This is a genomic window from Enterobacter sp. DNB-S2 (assembly GCF_019443845.1).
Classification (GTDB): Bacteria; Pseudomonadota; Gammaproteobacteria; order Enterobacterales; family Enterobacteriaceae; genus Enterobacter; species Enterobacter asburiae_B.
The window spans coordinates 2,650,372-2,667,522 of record NZ_CP050520.1 but is presented as its reverse complement, the minus strand read 5'-3'; the positions used below and the strand labels follow the sequence as shown (position 1 = coordinate 2,667,522).

Here is a 17,151-nt window from a genome sequence, read left to right as displayed (position 1 = left end):
TCACATATTTTAATGATGACAGGAACAGATATGGACACACTGGCGCAGTACATCCAGACACTATCCCCGCAGATGAGCGCATGGCGTCGCGATTTTCACCATTTTGCGGAATCCGGCTGGGTAGAGTTTCGAACGGCCGCGAAAGTCGCGGAAATCCTCGACTCGCTGGGCTACGAACTGGCGATGGGCCGCGACGTCGTCGATGCCGAAAGCCGGATGGGGCTGCCCGATGCCGCTACCCTGGCGCAGGAGTTTGCCCGCGCGCGGGCGCAGGGCGCGCCTGAGAAATGGCTGGCGCCGTTTGAAGGCGGGTTTACCGGCATTGTGGCGACCCTCAATACCGGCCGCCCTGGACCGACCCTGGCGTTTCGCGTCGACATGGATGCCCTTGATTTAAGCGAAGCGCTGGATGAAGGCCATCGCCCGTTCCGCGACGGGTTTGCCTCCTGCAACGCGGGCATGATGCACGCCTGCGCGCACGACGGCCACACCGCTATTGGTCTGGGGCTGGCGCAGGTGCTTAAGCAGAATGGCGCGCAGCTCAACGGCACCATCAAGCTGATCTTCCAGCCAGCCGAAGAAGGCACCCGCGGCGCGCGCGCCATGGTTGCCGCCGGCGCGCTGGACGACGTGGACTATTTCACGGCTATTCATATTGGTACCGGCGTCCCTGCCGGAACGGTGATTTGCGGCAGCGATAACTTTATGGCCACCACCAAGTTCGACGTGAACTTTACCGGCGTTGCCGCACACGCGGGCGGTAAGCCGGAGGACGGACGTAACGCCCTGCTCGCCGCCGCGCAGGCCGCCCTCGCCCTGCACAGCATCGCCCCGCACAGCGACGGCGCCTCCCGGGTGAACGTCGGGGTGATGCAGGCGGGCAGCGGACGCAACGTGGTGCCCGCCAATGCCCTGATAAAGGTTGAAACCCGCGGCGAAACCGAAGCGATTAATCAGTACGTCTTTGAACGCGCGCAGGCGGTCATTACCGGCGCAGCGGCGCTCTACGGCGTGCGCGCCGAAATGCGCCTGATGGGTGCCGCGACGTCCAGCGCGCCGACACCGGCGTGGGTGGATTACCTGCGCGAACAGGCGAGCCAGGTTTCCGGGGTTATTCACGCCATCGACAAGGTGAAAGCGCCAGCGGGTTCCGAAGACGCCACGCTGATGATGGCCCGCGTGCAGGAGAACGGCGGCATGGCGTCCTATATGGTGTTCGGCACGGATTTGAGCGCCGGACATCACAACGAAAAATTCGACTTCGATGAGCAGGTCATGGCGATTGCCATTGAAACGCTGGCGCGAACTGCGCTCAATTTCCCGTGGACGCGAGGTGTGTAATGCAGGAGTACTACGCTTTTATTGCCGATGCGATCGACACGCGATGTCGGACGTTAACCGATATTGCCGATGCGATTTGGGATCGTCCTGAAACCCGCTTTGAAGAGTTCTGGTCCGCCGAGCGGCTCGCCAGCGAGCTTGAGGCCGAGGGCTTCACGCTGACGCGCGAGGCCGGCGGTATTCCAAATGCCTTTATCGCCAGCTTCGGCAGCGGGAAACCGGTCATCGCCCTGCTGGGCGAATACGACGCGCTGGCCGGGCTAAGCCAGCAGGCGCACTGCGCGACGGCGCAATCCGACACGCCGGGAGCCAACGGCCACGGCTGCGGGCATAACCTCTTAGGCACCGCGGCGCTTGCGGGCGCGGTGGCGGTGAAAAGCTGGCTGGAGCAGCACGGCGGCAGCGGAACGGTGCGTTTTTATGGCTGTCCCGGCGAGGAAGGTGGCTCCGGGAAAACCTTTATGGTGCGCGAAGGCCTGTTTGATGACGTCGATGCCGCCGTCACCTGGCACCCGGAAGCCTTCGCCGGGATGTTTAACGTCAGCACGCTGGCGAATATTCAGGCCGCCTGGCGTTTTCACGGCGTGGCGGCACACGCGGCCAACTCCCCCCATCTGGGACGCAGCGCGCTTGACGCCGTGACGCTGATGACCACCGGCACAAACTTCCTCAACGAACACATCATTGAGAAAGCGCGCGTCCATTACGCCATCACCGACACCGGCGGGATTTCGCCCAACGTGGTGCAGGCGCAGGCGGAGGTGCTGTACCTGATCCGCGCCCCGGAGATGGCCGATGCGCAGCAGATCTACGAACGCATCGAAAAAATCGCCCAGGGCGCGGCGATGATGACCGAAACCACCGTCGAGTGCCGCTTTGATAAAGCCTGCTCCAGCTACCTGCCGAACCGCACGCTTGAAGCGGCGATGTATCGCGCGTTGCAGCACTACGGCACGCCGCTCTGGACGGAGGAGGAACGCGCCTTCGCCCGCGAGATCCGCGCCACCCTGACGCCCAACGATCTGCAAAACAGCCTGAAAAATATTGCCGCGACGGGCGGTGACGCGGGTAAAGCCTTTGCCCGGCGCCATCAGGAGACGCTGCTGGTGGATGAAGTCGCGCCCTATGCCATCACCGACAACGTGCTGGCGGGTTCAACCGACGTGGGCGACGTCAGCTGGAAAATGCCGGTCGCCCAGTGCTTCAGCCCTTGCTTTACCGTCGGCACGCCGCTGCACACCTGGCAGCTGGTGGCGCAGGGCCGTACCTCCATTGCCCACAAAGGCATGCTGCTGGCCGGAAAAGTGATGGGCGCAACCGCGCTCAATCTGCTGCAGGACGCGGCGCTGCTGAAAAAATGCCGTGAAGAGTTCGAACAACAAATACAAGAAAAACCGTACGTGTGTCCGATCCCACAGGGCGTGACACCGTCACCTTTAAAATAAAAAAACACAACACAACAACACAACACTCCCGAGGAACGCCCATGAGTATGTCATCCATACCTTCGCATTCCCCATCCGGTAAGCTCTATGGCTGGGTTGAAAGGATCGGCAATAAAGTGCCGCACCCTTTCCTGCTGTTTATCTATCTGATTGTGATTTTAATGGTCGCCACCGCCGTGCTCTCCGCCTTTGACGTGAGCGTGCGCAGCCCGGCTGACGGCAGCCTGGTGGCGGTGAAAAACCTGCTCAGCGTTGACGGGCTGCACTGGTTTTTACCCAACGTCATCAAAAACTTCAGCGGCTTCGCCCCGCTGGGCGCCATTCTGGCGCTGGTTTTGGGCGCCGGGCTGGCTGAACGCGTGGGCTTGCTGCCCGCATTAATGGTGAAGATGGCTTCTCACGTCAGCGCGCGTTACGCGAGCTATATGGTGCTGTTTATCGCCTTCTTCAGCCATATCTCCTCCGACGCCGCGCTGGTGATCATGCCGCCGATGGGGGCGCTGATTTTCCTCGCCGTCGGGCGTCATCCCGTGGCAGGCCTGCTGTCGGCGATTGCGGGCGTGGGCTGCGGATTTACCGCTAACCTGCTGATCGTCACCACCGACGTGCTGCTCTCTGGCATCAGCACGGAGGCGGCGAAGACCATTGATACGGCCATGCACGTCAGCGTGATCGACAACTGGTACTTTATGGCGAGCTCAGTGATTGTCCTGACGATTGTCGGCGGGCTGATTACCGATAAAATCATCGAGCCGCGGCTGGGTAAATGGGAAGGCCGTAGCGATGAAAAGCTGGAAACCCTGAGCAAAGAGCAGCGCTTCGGCCTGCGCGTGGCGGGCGTTGTCTCGCTGGCCTTTATCGCGCTGGTGGCGCTGATGGTGGTGCCGGAAAACGGTATATTGCGCGATCCGGTTAAACATACCATCCTGCCGTCGCCGTTTATTCAGGGCATCGTGCCGCTGATTATCCTCTTCTTCTTTGTCGTTTCGCTCGCCTACGGTATCGCGACCGGTAAGATCCGCCGTCAGGGCGATCTGCCGCAGCTGATGATCGAGCCGATGAAGGAGATGGCGGGCTTTATCGTGATGGTGTTCCCGCTGGCGCAGTTTGTGGCGATGTTTAACTGGAGCAATATGGGCAAGTTTATGGCCGTGGGCCTGACCGACGCGCTGGAGGCGGCCGGGCTAAGCGGCGTACCGGCGTTTGTCGGCCTGGCGCTGCTGTCATCCCTGCTGTGCATGTTTATCGCCAGCGGCTCCGCCATCTGGTCGATTCTGGCCCCGATCTTCGTACCGATGTTTATGATGCTGGGTTTTCATCCTGCGTTTGCCCAGATCCTGTTCCGCATCGCGGACTCCTCGGTGATTCCGCTGGCGCCGGTTTCGCCGTTTGTTCCGCTGTTTTTAGGCTTCCTGCAGCGCTATAAACCCGAGGCCAAACTGGGTACCTACTATTCGCTGGTTTTACCCTACCCGCTTATCTTTTTAGGGGTATGGCTGGTGATGCTGGTGGCATGGTATCTTGTCGGCCTGCCGATTGGGCCGGGGATTTACCCGAGGCTGAACTAAAGGAATGAGGATGCTGAGATTACTCGAAGATAAGATTGCGACGCCGCTCGGGCCGCTGTGGGTGATCGCGGACGAGCAGTTCTGCCTGCGCGCCGTCGAATGGGAAGAGCACAGCGACCGGATGGAAGAACTGCTCAATGTTCACTACCGCTCGCAGGGGTATGAACGTATCCGCGCCACCAACCCGGGCGGGCTGAGCGACAAGCTTGCGGCCTATTTCGAAGGCGATCTCAGCATCATTGATACTCTGCCGACCGCCACGGCAGGCACGCCTTTTCAGCGCGAGGTGTGGCAGGCGCTGCGGTCGATTCCGTGCGGGCAGGTGATGCATTACGGCCAGCTCGCGGAACAGCTAGGCCGCGCGGGGGCCGCACGCGCGGTGGGTGCCGCCAACGGCTCTAACCCGGTCAGCATCGTGGTGCCCTGCCATCGCGTCATTGGCCGCAACGGTACCATGACAGGCTATGCCGGCGGCGTGCAGCGCAAAGAGTGGTTACTGCGTCACGAAGGGTATCTCCTGCTCTAGCTCCCAGGCTTTTTGTGCTTAATTTTCTACCGGTTAGGCTAAAAATCCATAATCAAGCTGTGGAATTTCAAGAAGATGGCGACACGTTGCCGTCTCTTGTCCTTATTGAGGGTTTGTCAGGCTTACGTACTTACCAAAAAGATGTTAAAATTGACCAATATCAATTAAGGCTTGAGCAAACCTATGATCCCGGAAAAGCGAATTATACGACGCATTCAGTCTGGCGGTTGTGCTATCCATTGCCAGGATTGCAGCATCAGCCAGCTCTGTATCCCGTTTACCCTGAATGAGCATGAACTCGATCAGCTTGATAATATCATCGAGCGCAAAAAGCCTATTCAGAAAGGGCAGACGCTGTTTAAAGCGGGAGACGAACTGAAATCGCTCTATGCTATCCGTTCTGGCACCATCAAAAGCTACACCATCACCGAACAGGGTGATGAGCAGATCACCGGCTTCCATCTGGCGGGTGACCTGGTGGGCTTTGATGCCATCGGCACGGGCCATCACCCGAGCTTTGCTCAGGCACTCGAAACCTCAATGGTTTGCGAAATCCCGTTTGAAACCCTGGACGATCTGTCCGGTAAGATGCCTAACCTGCGTCAGCAGATGATGCGTCTGATGAGCGGTGAGATCAAAGGCGATCAGGACATGATTCTGCTGCTTTCTAAAAAGAACGCAGAAGAGCGCCTGGCCGCGTTTATCTACAACCTCTCCCGCCGCTTCGCCGAGCGTGGCTTCTCGCCGCGTGAATTCCGTCTGACGATGACGCGTGGCGATATCGGCAACTACCTGGGTCTGACCGTGGAAACCATCAGCCGTCTGCTGGGCCGTTTCCAGAAAAGCGGGATGCTGGCCGTTAAAGGTAAATACATCACTATCGAAAACGGTGAAGCGCTTGCCGTTCTTGCCGGGCACGCCCGCAACGTGGCGTAACTCTCCGCATGTTGATGACCAGACCATAAATTCTTGTGATTTATTGGTCTGGTGTAATCACTTCCGTTTCAAGAAATTTTCACCGTAGCACGTCCCCACACAGCGCCCGAAAGGTTCTCGTTGAGGTTATGAATTGAGAGAAAGTTTGTTTTTCGTTTCAGTCGTGATTGCCTCTGTGACCTTTATCTTCATCTGGATCATGCTTGTCGGCCCGATGAAGGGGGAAGAAAAAACCTACGTCCAGGATTCCACGACCTTTGCGATAGCGGTGATGGTGCTGCTGTTTATTGCGTTTATCGCGGTGACGACGACGGTACTTTTCCTCTGATAAATTTTCATGAATTATTGATCTGGCAAAACCTCCCCTCTGTTTCATTCAGGATATATAGGTTACTCTTTTAATTACAGACTGTGGTGACAGTAGTAAGGAGACCTGTATGGCCAAGTATCAAAACATGCTGGTAGCTATCGATCCGAATCAGGACGATCAGCCGGCATTACGACGTGCTGTGTATTTACATCAACGGATTGGTGGCAAAATCAAAGCGTTTTTGCCGATCTATGACTTCTCGTATGAGATGACCACCCTTCTGTCGCCTGACGAGCGCACCGCTATGCGTCAGGGCGTCATCAGCCAGCGTACCGCGTGGATCCGTGAACAGGCGAAGTATTACCTGGAAGCGGGCGTGCCCATTGATATTAAAGTGGTCTGGCATAACCGACCTTTCGAAGCCATCATCCAGGAAATTGTCGCCGGTGGGCACGACCTGCTGCTGAAGATGGCGCACCAGCACGACAAGCTGGAATCCGTGATCTTCACTCCGACCGACTGGCACTTGCTGCGCAAATGCCCTTGCCCGGTCTGGATGGTGAAAGACCAGCCGTGGCCTGAAGGCGGGAAAGCCGTTGTGGCGGTAAACCTCGCGAGCGAAGAGGATTACCACAATTCGCTGAACGAGAAGCTGGTGAAGGAGACCATCCAGCTTGCCGATCAGGTGAATCATACCGAAGTGCATCTGGTTGGCGCCTATCCGGTCACCCCGATTAACATTGCTATTGAGCTCCCTGAATTTGACCCGAGCGTGTACAACGACGCGATCCGCGGTCAGCATCTGCTGGCCATGAAAGCGCTGCGCCAGAAATTCAGCATCGATGAGAAAATGACTCACGTGGAAAAAGGGCTGCCTGAAGAGGTGATCCCGGACCTGGCGGAACACCTGCAGGCGGGGATTGTGGTGCTGGGCACCATTGGCCGAACCGGTATTTCTGCCGCCTTCCTCGGCAATACCGCCGAACAGGTGATCGACCATCTGCGCTGCGACCTGCTGGTCATTAAGCCGGATGAGTATCAGACGCCGGTTGAGCTGGACGATCCTGAAGACGATTAACGCCTGACGCCAGGCGGCGCAGGCTTGCCGGGCCAACAAAACCGTAGGCCGGGTAAGCGTCAGCGCCAACCGGCAATAAAAAAACCGCCGAATTCGGCGGTTTTTTAGTTTCAACGCAACTTACAGTGATTTCAGAATCGCATCCACGCTGGCTTTAGCATCGCCGAACAGCATGTGGGTGTTCTCTTTGAAGAACAGCGGGTTCTGAACCCCGGCATAGCCGGTATTCATGGAGCGTTTAAACACAATCACGTTCTGCGCCTTCCACACTTCCAGAACAGGCATACCGGCGATTGGGCTACCCGGATCGTCCTGTGCAGCAGGGTTAACGGTATCGTTAGCACCAATGACCAGCACGGTGTCGGTGTCGGCGAAATCATCGTTGATCTCATCCATTTCCAGCACGATGTCGTAAGGCACTTTCGCTTCCGCCAGCAGCACGTTCATGTGGCCAGGCAGACGCCCTGCCACCGGGTGAATACCAAAGCGAACCTTGATCCCGCGCGCGCGCAGCTTCTCGGTGATTTCCGCAACCGGATACTGCGCCTGCGCCACCGCCATGCCGTAGCCCGGAGTGATGATCACGGAGTGCGAGTTTTTCAGCATGTCTGCGGTATCTTCCGCAGAAATTTCACGGTGCTCCCCCACTTCTTCATCCGCACTGGAAGAAGAACCATCGGTCCCGAAACCACCGGCGATAACGCTGATGAACGAGCGGTTCATCGCCTTACACATGATGTAAGACAGGATCGCACCGGAAGAACCCACCAGCGCACCGGTGACGATCAGCAGGTCGTTGCTCAGCATAAAGCCTGCCGCCGCTGCCGCCCAACCGGAGTAGGAGTTCAGCATCGAGACAACCACCGGCATATCCGCACCGCCGATGGATGCCACCAGGTGCCAGCCAAACGCCAGCGCGATGATGGTCATTACCAGCAACGCCAGTACCTGCAGGCCCACGCTTTCGGTACGCACGAAGACCACCAGCAGAACAAACGACACAACCAGCGCCGCGAGGTTCAGCTTATGACGGTTTGGCAGCATCAGCGGTTTAGAGGAGATCTTCCCGCGCAGTTTGCCGAACGCCACAATAGAGCCGGTGAAGGTCACCGCACCGATGAAGATACCGAGGAACACTTCCGTCAGGTGGATGTTCACCAGAATCGGTTCCAGACCCGGCTCGTGATACAGGTAGCTGTTGAAGCCCACCAGCACCGCCGCCAGACCCACGAAGCTGTGCAGGATAGCAACCAGCTCCGGCATCTCGGTCATTTCAACGCGTTTTGCCAGGCGAATACCAATCGCGCCGCCGATGATCATCGCCACCAGGATCCACGCCACGTTGCCGGTATCCGGCCCGAAGATGGTGGCAATCAGCGCAATCGCCATCCCGGCGATACCAAAGTTATTACCCTGCTGAGACGTTTCGTGTTTGGAAAGCCCCGCCAGACTGAAAATAAACAGGATTGCAGCAACAATGTATGCAGCTGTCACTAATCCTCCAGACATATGCTACCCCTTAGCCTTTACGAAACATTTTCAGCATGCGCTGAGTCACGGTGAAACCACCGAAAATATTGATACTGGCGATCAGCACCGCGATAAAGCTCAGGAAGCTGATCCAGCCGCCGTGACCAATCTGCAGTAACGCCCCCACCACGATGATCCCGGAGATGGCGTTGGTTACCGACATCAGCGGCGTATGCAGCGCATGAGAGACGTTCCACACCACGTAGTAGCCTACGACGCAGGAGAGCGCGAAGACGGTAAAGTGGCCGAGGAACTCTTTTGGCGCAACGTCAGCCAGCCAGCCGAACAGAATAATCACCAGCGCCATGATCGCGTATTTGCGCCACGGAGAAGCCGGTTTAGCGGGTTCTTTTGGCTCAGGCGCCGCTTTCGTTGCCGCCTGAGGCTGAGCAGAAACCTGAATAGGCGGCGCAGGCCAGGTAATTTCACCTTCACGGACCACCGTGACGCCGCGCACCACCACATCGTCGAAATCAACGGTGACGTTGCCGTCTTTCTCTTTGCAAAGCAGCTTCAGCAGGTTGACGAGGTTAGTGCCGTAGAGCTGAGAAGACTGCGTTGGCAGGCGGCCCGGCAGATCGGTATAGCCGATCACCTTCACGCCGTTAGCGGTCGTGGTTACCTGATTTGGAACGGTATATTCACAGTTACCGCCGTTTTGGGCGGCCAGGTCGACAATCACGCTGCCCGGCTTCATGGAGTCAACCATCTCACGGGTGATCAGCTTCGGCGCCGGTTTACCCGGGATAAGCGCGGTGGTGACAATAATGTCGACATCTTTCGCCTGAGCGGCGAAGAGTTCCATTTCGGCTTTGATGAAGGCTTCGGACATTACCTTCGCGTAACCATCGCCGCTGCCTGCTTCTTCCTTGAAGTCCAGCTCAAGGAATTCGGCGCCCATACTCTGGACCTGTTCTTTTACTTCAGGACGGGTGTCAAAGGCGCGTACGATAGCGCCCAGGCTGTTTGCCGCACCGATTGCGGCAAGGCCCGCCACGCCTGCGCCAATCACCATCACTTTCGCCGGAGGGACTTTACCCGCGGCGGTGATTTGACCGGTAAAGAAGCGACCAAACTCGTGGGCTGCTTCAACAATGGCGCGGTAGCCGGCAATGTTTGCCATGGAGCTTAAGGCATCCAGCGACTGCGCGCGCGAAATGCGCGGCACAGAGTCCATTGCCATCACGGTCACGCCGCGGGCCGCCAGCTTCTCCATCAGCTCCGGGTTTTGCGCAGGCCAGATGAAGCTCACCAGGGTCGTTCCCGGATTCAGCAGCGCAATCTCACTCTCTTCCGGTGCGTTGACCTTCAGAATCACCGGCGACTGCCAGACGTCAGCACCGTCGACCACTTCCGCGCCAGCCTGGATAAAGGCCTCGTCATCGAAACTCGCCAGTTTGCCCGCGCCGCTTTCAACCGCGACCGTAAAACCCAGTTTAAGCAGTTGCTCCACCGTTTTCGGTGTTGCCGCTACGCGGGTCTCATTGGCTAACCGTTCTTTTGGTACCCCAATACGCATAGTTTTCCCTTCCATCGGTTTTTGATGATGGTTTATCGATAAATGCCCGCGGTTTGTATCAATTTTCGCCATCGCGCGAGCGACGAGAGATGATTAACCCCGGAAAATAAAACAGTAACAAACTGTCTATAACCTACTGAAAATAGCGCCCGTGATCTACCGCCAGAAAACACTATTTCTTACTTTATCTGTGAAAAATAAGCGATCGGCGTCACTGACAGTGATATTTACCTTAAATTCACTGCCAGAACCGATAAATCGCGCAAGCGAAGCGGTAAAAACATGATATAGCGCCATGACAGAACAACTTATTAACATTAAATTAACTTGTAAAAGTCATATGCTTTATCAGTTTTACTTGTCAAACGCGTGTTTTTTCAACATATCACTAAATGTTATCGAATTCGGTGATTCAGTAAGCACAGGCAGTGAAAAATGGCGCAGACAGCGACGGGTTTTAAATGCAATAATCGGGACCGTCTCAAATTAACAACAATACCAGTACATGGTTTGCGCAAGGCGAAGGATCATTTTTATGAAGCTTAAGAACACACTCCTGGCGTCCGCACTTCTTTCCGCGACCGCCCTGTCTGCGAATGCCGCAACAGAGTTAACGCCGGAGCAAGCGGCAGCGTTAAAACCTTTTGACCATACGGTCATTGTGGGTCGTTATAATTCTATTGGCGACGCTGTCGCCGCTGCATCAAAAGCCGCTGATAAAAACGGGGCGGCCTCGTTTTATGTCGTTGACCAGTCCGATTACGGCAACAGCGGTAACCTGCGCGTGACCATCGCGCTGTTCAAAGACAATGCGCCAAAAGCTGACGCACCGAAAAACCGCGTGATCAACGGTGTTGTTGAACTGCCGAAAGATCAGGCGATTGAGCTGGAACCATACGACACCGTCACCGTTCAGGGCTTCTATCGCAGCCAGCCTGAAGTGAACGATGCCATCACCAAAGCCGCGAAAGAGAAAGGGGCCTACTCTTTCTTCATCGTGCGTCAGGTCGATGCTAACCAGGGTGGCAACCAGCGTATTACCGCGTTCATCTATAAAAAAGATGCGAAAAAACGTGTTCTGCAGAGCCCGGATGCCATCCCGGCAAATTCAGAAGCAGGTCGCGCGGCGATAGCGAAAGGCGGCGAAGCAGCGAAGAAAGTTGAAATTCCAGGCGTAGCAACGACGGCTGCCCCAAGCGCTGAAGTGGGCCGTTTCTTCGAAACGCAGTCCACGAAAGGTGGTCGTTACTCCGTTACGCTGCCTGACGGTACCAAAATTGAAGAGCTGAACAACGCCACTGCAGCGCAGATGGTGCCGTTCGACAGCATCAAGTTTACCGGCAACTACGGCAACATGACGGAAGTCTCTTACCAGGTCGCGAAGCGTGCGGCGAAGAAAGGGGCGAAGTACTACCACATCACCCGCCAGTGGCAGGAACGTGGTAACAACGTGACCATCAGCGCCGATCTGTACAAGTAACAAAATCGTTGACGAAAGGCGGCGCAATGCCGCCTTTTTTTGTTACTTTTTTTGAATTTCTGCCTCACGTCATTGCATGCATTCGTTACACTCCGTAAAATCCCGCGCCTTAGTGTGATCCACCATTTTTATGCGCCTGAGCGAAATAATTATTCTGGATTTTGACCTTTCATAACAGGAAGCCAATGGAAAAGAAACTTGGCCTGAGTGCTCTGACTGCACTCGTTTTAAGCTCAATGCTGGGTGCAGGCGTATTCAGTTTGCCGCAAAATATGGCGGCCGTTGCCAGCCCATCCGCGCTCATCATTGGCTGGGGCATTACGGGTGTCGGCATACTGCTGCTGGCCTTCGCCATGCTCCTGCTCACCCGCATTCGCCCGGATCTGGACGGCGGCATTTTCACCTATGCGCGTGAGGGTTTCGGCGAGCTGATTGGCTTCTGTTCCGCGTGGGGATACTGGCTATGTGCCGTTATCGCCAACGTCTCCTACCTGGTGATCGTCTTCTCGGCGCTCAGTTTCTTTACCGATACGCCTGAGCTGCGCCTCTTTGGCGACGGAAATACCTGGCAGTCTATTGTGGGCGCCTCGGTGTTATTGTGGTTCGTCCACTGGCTGGTGTTACGTGGCGTACAAACGGCCGCCAGCATCAACCTGGTGGCGACGCTGGCGAAACTGGTTCCGCTCGGCCTGTTTATCGTTCTGGCCTTTATTGCGTTCCGTATGGACATCTTTAAGCTCGATTTCACCGGTATCGCGCTGGGCGTGCCCGTCTGGGAGCAGGTGAAAAACACGATGCTGATTACCCTGTGGGTGTTCATCGGCGTTGAAGGCGCGGTCGTGGTTTCTGCCCGGGCCAGGAATAAACGCGATGTGGGCCGCGCCACGCTGCTGGCAGTTCTGGCCGCGCTGGGGGTCTATCTGCTGGTCACGCTGCTGTCGCTGGGCGTGGTGGCGCGTCCTGAGCTGGCTGAAATGCGTAACCCGTCAATGGCGGGCCTGATGGTGAAAATGCTCGGCCCCTGGGGCGACGTGGTGATTGCCGCAGGGCTGATCGTCTCCGTCTGCGGCGCTTACCTGAGCTGGACCATCATGGCGGCTGAAGTGCCTTTCCTGGCCGCGACGCACAAGGCGTTTCCACGTCTGTTCGCCCGTCAAAACCAAAACAGCGCGCCGTCGGCATCGCTCTGGCTGACCAACATCAGCGTTCAGGTCTGTCTGGTGCTGATCTGGCTCACAGGTTCAGACTATAACACCCTGCTAACCATCGCCTCGGAGATGATTCTGGTACCCTATTTCCTAGTAGGTGCGTATCTGTTAAAAATTGCCACACGCCCGGCGCATTATGTCGTGGGTGTCGGAGCCTGTATTTACGGCCTGTGGTTGTTGTATGCTTCCGGGCCTATGCATCTGCTGCTGTCGGTAGTGCTGTACGCACCGGGTCTGCTGGTGTTTATCTACGCCCGCCGGACGCATCAGCTGGAGAACGCGCTGAAGCGCCGTGAGATGGCCTTAATTGGATTGTTACTGGTTGCTGCCCTACCGGCAACCTGGATGTTAATGGGATAGCATCGCCTTTCCCATTGTTGAACTGTAAAGGAGAATACGATGGGAAATGCACCGCTTCGCCCAATACTGATTACCGGTGGAGGCCGCCGTATCGGCCTCGCCCTCGCCCATCACTTTCTCAACCTTCGCCATCCGGTCATTGTCAGCTACCGTACGGAATACCCGTCGATTGAAGGGTTACGCAAAGCCGGGGCGGTCTGCATTCAGGCTGATTTTTCGACCGATGAAGGCATTCTGGCTTTCGCGGAAAAGGTAAACGCCACCACGACGGGACTGCGCGCCGTGATCCATAACGCCAGCGCATGGCGTGCCGAAAAACCCGGTACGTCACTCAGCGAAACGCTCTCCGCCATGCTGCAGATCCACGTCAATGCCCCTTATCTGCTTAACCACGCTCTGCAGGATCTGCTGCGCGGCCATGGGCACGCGGCGGGCGATATTATTCACTTCACCGATTATGTAGTTGAGCGCGGCAGCGACAAGCACATCGCCTACGCGGCCAGTAAAGCCGCACTGGATAATATGACGCGCTCGTTCGCCCGCAAGCTCGCGCCCGAGGTGAAGGTAAACGCCATCGCCCCGGCGATGATTTTGTTTAACGAAAACGATGATGCGGAGTATCGCCAGCAGGCGCTGAATAAGTCGCTCATGAAAATCGCGCCGGGCGAGAAAGAGGTAATCGACCTCGTGGATTACCTGCTCACCAGCTGCTACGTCACGGGCAGAACCTTTGCCGTGGACGGCGGCCGCCCGCTGCGCTAGTGAAAACGGCTCCAGAAGAAAATTAGCACCCAGGCGCTGAGTCCCCAGCAGACCACCGCCCCGCTCAGCGCCAGGGGAAGACGCAGAAAACCGGTGAAATACCACAGCGAAAGCAGGTAGAGAAAATACGGAATGATAGACCACATGCCAAACACGATGGTCGTGCGTAACGCTTCCGTACCCCGCTCAGAAGCCACGATATAGTGGGCAATTAGCGCAAAGGTCGGAAACAGCGGGATTAGCCCGGCAATGTAGTAGTTTTTCGTTTTTGCCAGAATGCCAATCAGTAACACCACCAGCGCGCCCAGTGCGGCTTTGATTATCAGCCCCATACTTTTCCCTATAACAATCAAGTAACAATATGAGCCAGAATAACGGAACCGGCGTTAATTTTGAAAGATTAATGGAAGGTTAAGGTTCCGCGGTGTATGTTGGCTTTTTTCACGAAAACAGACGCTGTATGAATAAGATTGTTTATGTTGAAGACGAACCCGAGGTCGGGCAACTGATCGCCGCCTATCTGGGTAAACATGATATGGACGTCATTGTTGAACCTCGCGGCGATCGTGCCGAAGAGGTGGTCGTCCGTGAAAACCCGGATCTGGTACTGCTGGATATTATGTTGCCAGGCAAAGACGGCATGACGCTCTGCCGTGACCTGCGCGCCCGGTGGGAGGGCCCTATCGTCCTGCTCACCTCACTGGACAGCGATATGAACCACATTTTGTCGCTGGAGATGGGCGCCAATGACTACATTCTGAAAACCACACCGCCTGCCGTCCTGCTTGCCCGCCTGCGCCTTCATTTGCGCCAGCACGCCAGCATCGAACGCGAAGCGCCCGCGCCGTCTCTGACGCCGCACAAAGCGATGCGCTTTGGTACGCTGTCTATTGACCCCATTAACCGCCAAGTGCTGCTCTCCGGCGAGCTTATCGCCCTCTCCACCGCAGACTTTGACCTGCTGTGGGAGCTGGCAACGCACGCCGGGCAAATCATGGACCGCGACGCGCTGCTGAAAAACCTGCGTGGCGTGAGCTATGACGGAATGGACCGCAGCGTTGACGTGGCGATTTCGCGTCTGCGCAAAAAGCTGCAGGATAACGCTACCGAGCCCTACCGCATTAAAACCGTGCGTAACAAGGGTTATCTGTTTGCCCCGCACGCCTGGGAAACCTGATTCCGTTACCTGGCTAGCATAACGTGCGCGAAATGAAGGTATTACGCAGCAATGCCCTCTCTTTCGCGCGTTTATTTTTACGTTTGCGCAACAATTAACTTGCTAAGCACGCGAACTATCCCATAATTAAATCTTCATCCATTCTTTCTACAGCCAGCACTGCCCCGGCGACATGCAGACTCTTTTTTCACCGTGAAGCTCTCACGATACCTCTCCCATAAAATCTTGAAATGAGGATTTAAGCCCATGAAATATGTATAGCTACAGTCAGGTAGAAGCCATCAAAACCAATCTTGAATGGATTGTTAATCAGGCTGCGCTTAGCCATTCCTCCCCCTCACGCGCCGATCAAAAAGCGCTCTTTGATCTCCTTGAGCTCATCCAGACTTACGAAATACTTCTGGATTTAATTAACGAATTCGGTACCGATGTGATTGATATGCACATTGCGGAAGGACTGGCCGTAACGGAAACACTCATCGCCAAGGTAAAAAACAGCGCAATTGCCATGTAACGCGCTCCACAGACATGAAAATATCGACGGGTTTTCATGTATATTCTGCACAAAGCGTTTCTTCGGTGAGATCCAATGAAAAAGCTGTTTGTGCAGTTTTATCTTTTGCTGTTTGTCTGTTTCCTGGTCATGACCATGCTGGTCGGGCTGGTCTATAAATTCACCGCCGAACGTGCGGGCAGGCAGTCGCTGGACGATCTGATGAAAAGCTCGCTCTATCTGATGCGCAGCGAGCTGAGAGAGATCCCGCCGCACGACTGGGCGAAAACCCTCAAAGAGCTGGATCTGAACCTGTCGTTCGATTTACGCATCGAGCCGTTAAAAGATTTTGAGCTGGATCCGCCCGCCATGCAGCGTCTGCGCGACGGGGACATCGTCGCACTGGACGAGAAATACACCTTTATCCAGCGTATTCCGCGCAGCCATTACGTGCTGGCCGTCGGGCCGGTGCCCTATCTCTATTACCTGCACCAGATGCGTCTGCTGGACATGGCGCTGATGGCCTTTATCGCCATTTCGCTCGCGTTTCCGGTCTTTATCTGGATGCGCCCGCACTGGCAGGACATGCTGAAGCTGGAATCCGCCGCGCAGCGTTTTGGCGAAGGGCATTTTACCGAACGCATTCACTTCGACAGCGGTTCCAGCTTTGAACGTCTGGGCGTGGCCTTTAACCAGATGGCCGATAACATCAATGCCCTGATCGCCAGTAAAAAGCAGCTGATCGACGGGATTGCGCACGAGCTGCGCACGCCGCTGGTCCGCCTGCGCTATCGTCTGGAGATGAGCGAGAATCTGACGGAAGCGGAGTCTCAGGCGCTTAACCGCGACATCGGCCAGCTTGAGGCGCTGATTGAGGAACTGCTGACCTACGCGCGCCTCGATCGTCCGCAAAACGAACTGAACCTCAGCACGCCGGACCTGCCTGCCTGGCTGCAAACCCACATCGATGACGTTCAGAGCGTAAACCCGCAGCGCACGCTGTTAACGCGCGTCACGCCGGGTGATTACGGCGCGCTCGATATGCGCCTGATGGAGCGCGTGCTGGACAATCTGATGAACAACGCCATGCGCTACAGCGAAAGTACGCTACAGATCGGACTGGATTTGCAGGGCAATCAGGCCAGCCTGACGGTGGAGGATGACGGTCCGGGGATTGCCCCGGAAGCGCGAGAAACCGTGTTTGAACCGTTTGTCCGACTCGACCCCAGCCGCGATCGCGCCACTGGCGGATGCGGCCTGGGGCTGGCGATTGTTTACTCTATCGCGCAGGCGATGGGCGGCACGGTGCATTGCGAAGAGAGCGAGCTCGGCGGCGCGCGCTTCTGCTTTAGCTGGCCGGTATACCATAACATCGCCCTTCCCGTCCCTGCCTGACCTTAACCGCACGCTGGCCTAAC

At 56.4% G+C, this 17,151-nt stretch carries 16 protein-coding genes; 13 read left to right on the top strand and 3 right to left on the bottom strand.

Annotated elements, in window-relative coordinates:
• Positions 1-30: 30 nt before the first annotated feature.
• The 7 genes from HB664_RS12715 (at position 31) to uspE (ending at position 7,204) form a co-directional block, all read left to right on the top strand.
• Positions 31-1,341, top strand: a complete 1,311-nt coding sequence (locus HB664_RS12715; RefSeq protein ID WP_219939546.1) for a M20 family metallo-hydrolase — start codon at positions 31-33, stop codon at positions 1,339-1,341.
• Positions 1,341-2,786: a M20 family metallopeptidase gene (locus tag HB664_RS12710; protein WP_214538336.1), complete on the top strand. Its 1,446-nt coding sequence runs from the start codon at positions 1,341-1,343 to the stop codon at positions 2,784-2,786. The genes HB664_RS12715 and HB664_RS12710 overlap by 1 nt, the downstream gene beginning before the upstream one ends.
• 41 nt (positions 2,787-2,827) lie before the next feature.
• The gene (abgT, locus tag HB664_RS12705) at positions 2,828-4,354 is read left to right on the top strand and encodes a p-aminobenzoyl-glutamate transporter (RefSeq protein WP_094935361.1); all 1,527 of its coding nucleotides are present in this window, start codon (positions 2,828-2,830) and stop codon (positions 4,352-4,354) included.
• 10 nt (positions 4,355-4,364) lie between these two features.
• Positions 4,365-4,880, top strand: coding sequence for a methylated-DNA--[protein]-cysteine S-methyltransferase (ogt, locus tag HB664_RS12700; RefSeq protein WP_039262722.1), 516 nt, complete (start codon positions 4,365-4,367; stop codon positions 4,878-4,880).
• Between the two features lie 183 nt (positions 4,881-5,063).
• Entirely contained in the window at positions 5,064-5,816 is a 753-nt protein-coding gene (gene fnr / locus HB664_RS12695; RefSeq protein ID WP_006174991.1) for a fumarate/nitrate reduction transcriptional regulator Fnr, read from the top strand.
• 145 nt (positions 5,817-5,961) lie between these two features.
• Positions 5,962-6,144 carry a hypothetical protein gene (locus tag HB664_RS12690; protein WP_014883604.1) on the top strand — a complete coding sequence of 61 codons (183 nt, stop codon included), beginning with the start codon at positions 5,962-5,964 and terminating at the stop codon, positions 6,142-6,144.
• A 109-nt stretch (positions 6,145-6,253) separates the two neighbouring features.
• Positions 6,254-7,204 carry a universal stress protein UspE gene (gene uspE / locus HB664_RS12685; protein ID WP_023335478.1) on the top strand — a complete coding sequence of 317 codons (951 nt, stop codon included), beginning with the start codon at positions 6,254-6,256 and terminating at the stop codon, positions 7,202-7,204.
• Between the two features lie 120 nt (positions 7,205-7,324).
• Here uspE and pntB read toward each other — a convergent pair whose 3' ends face one another.
• Together pntB and pntA are read right to left on the bottom strand one after the other, a co-directional pair.
• Positions 7,325-8,713 (bottom strand): Re/Si-specific NAD(P)(+) transhydrogenase subunit beta, encoded by a 1,389-nt coding sequence (pntB, locus tag HB664_RS12680; protein WP_024909329.1) that lies wholly within the window; start codon positions 8,711-8,713, stop codon positions 7,325-7,327.
• A gap of 10 nt (positions 8,714-8,723) precedes the next feature.
• A complete protein-coding gene (gene pntA, locus HB664_RS12675) occupies positions 8,724-10,253 on the bottom strand; it encodes a Re/Si-specific NAD(P)(+) transhydrogenase subunit alpha (protein WP_023311474.1) in 1,530 nt (509 codons plus the stop codon).
• 535 nt (positions 10,254-10,788) lie between these two features.
• Between pntA and ydgH the strand changes: the two genes are divergently transcribed.
• The 3 genes from ydgH to folM all read left to right on the top strand — a co-directional run bounded on the left by ydgH (position 10,789) and on the right by folM (position 14,063).
• Positions 10,789-11,733 (top strand): DUF1471 family protein YdgH, encoded by a 945-nt coding sequence (gene ydgH / locus HB664_RS12670; RefSeq protein WP_033145347.1) that lies wholly within the window; start codon positions 10,789-10,791, stop codon positions 11,731-11,733.
• A gap of 185 nt (positions 11,734-11,918) precedes the next feature.
• Complete coding sequence (locus HB664_RS12665) at positions 11,919-13,301, top strand: amino acid permease (protein WP_048980409.1); 1,383 nt, start codon at positions 11,919-11,921, stop codon at positions 13,299-13,301.
• Positions 13,302-13,340: 39 nt separating this feature from the next.
• Positions 13,341-14,063, top strand: coding sequence for a dihydromonapterin reductase (gene folM, locus HB664_RS12660; RefSeq protein WP_047652168.1), 723 nt, complete (start codon positions 13,341-13,343; stop codon positions 14,061-14,063).
• On the opposite strand, the gene HB664_RS12655 is transcribed toward folM, so the two are convergent.
• A complete protein-coding gene (locus tag HB664_RS12655) occupies positions 14,060-14,395 on the bottom strand; it encodes a GlpM family protein (protein WP_219939545.1) in 336 nt (111 codons plus the stop codon). The genes folM and HB664_RS12655 overlap by 4 nt on opposite strands.
• 128 nt (positions 14,396-14,523) lie before the next feature.
• Between HB664_RS12655 and rstA the strand changes: the two genes are divergently transcribed.
• The 3 genes from rstA (at position 14,524) to rstB (ending at position 17,128) form a co-directional block, all read left to right on the top strand.
• Positions 14,524-15,240, top strand: a complete 717-nt coding sequence (rstA, locus tag HB664_RS12650) for a two-component system response regulator RstA (RefSeq protein ID WP_021241154.1) — start codon at positions 14,524-14,526, stop codon at positions 15,238-15,240.
• Between the two features lie 253 nt (positions 15,241-15,493).
• Positions 15,494-15,754 (top strand): hypothetical protein, encoded by a 261-nt coding sequence (locus HB664_RS12645; protein WP_033145345.1) that lies wholly within the window; start codon positions 15,494-15,496, stop codon positions 15,752-15,754.
• Between the two features lie 75 nt (positions 15,755-15,829).
• Positions 15,830-17,128 carry a two-component system sensor histidine kinase RstB gene (gene rstB / locus HB664_RS12640; RefSeq protein WP_033145344.1) on the top strand — a complete coding sequence of 433 codons (1,299 nt, stop codon included), beginning with the start codon at positions 15,830-15,832 and terminating at the stop codon, positions 17,126-17,128.
• The last annotated feature ends 23 nt before the right edge of the window (positions 17,129-17,151 follow it).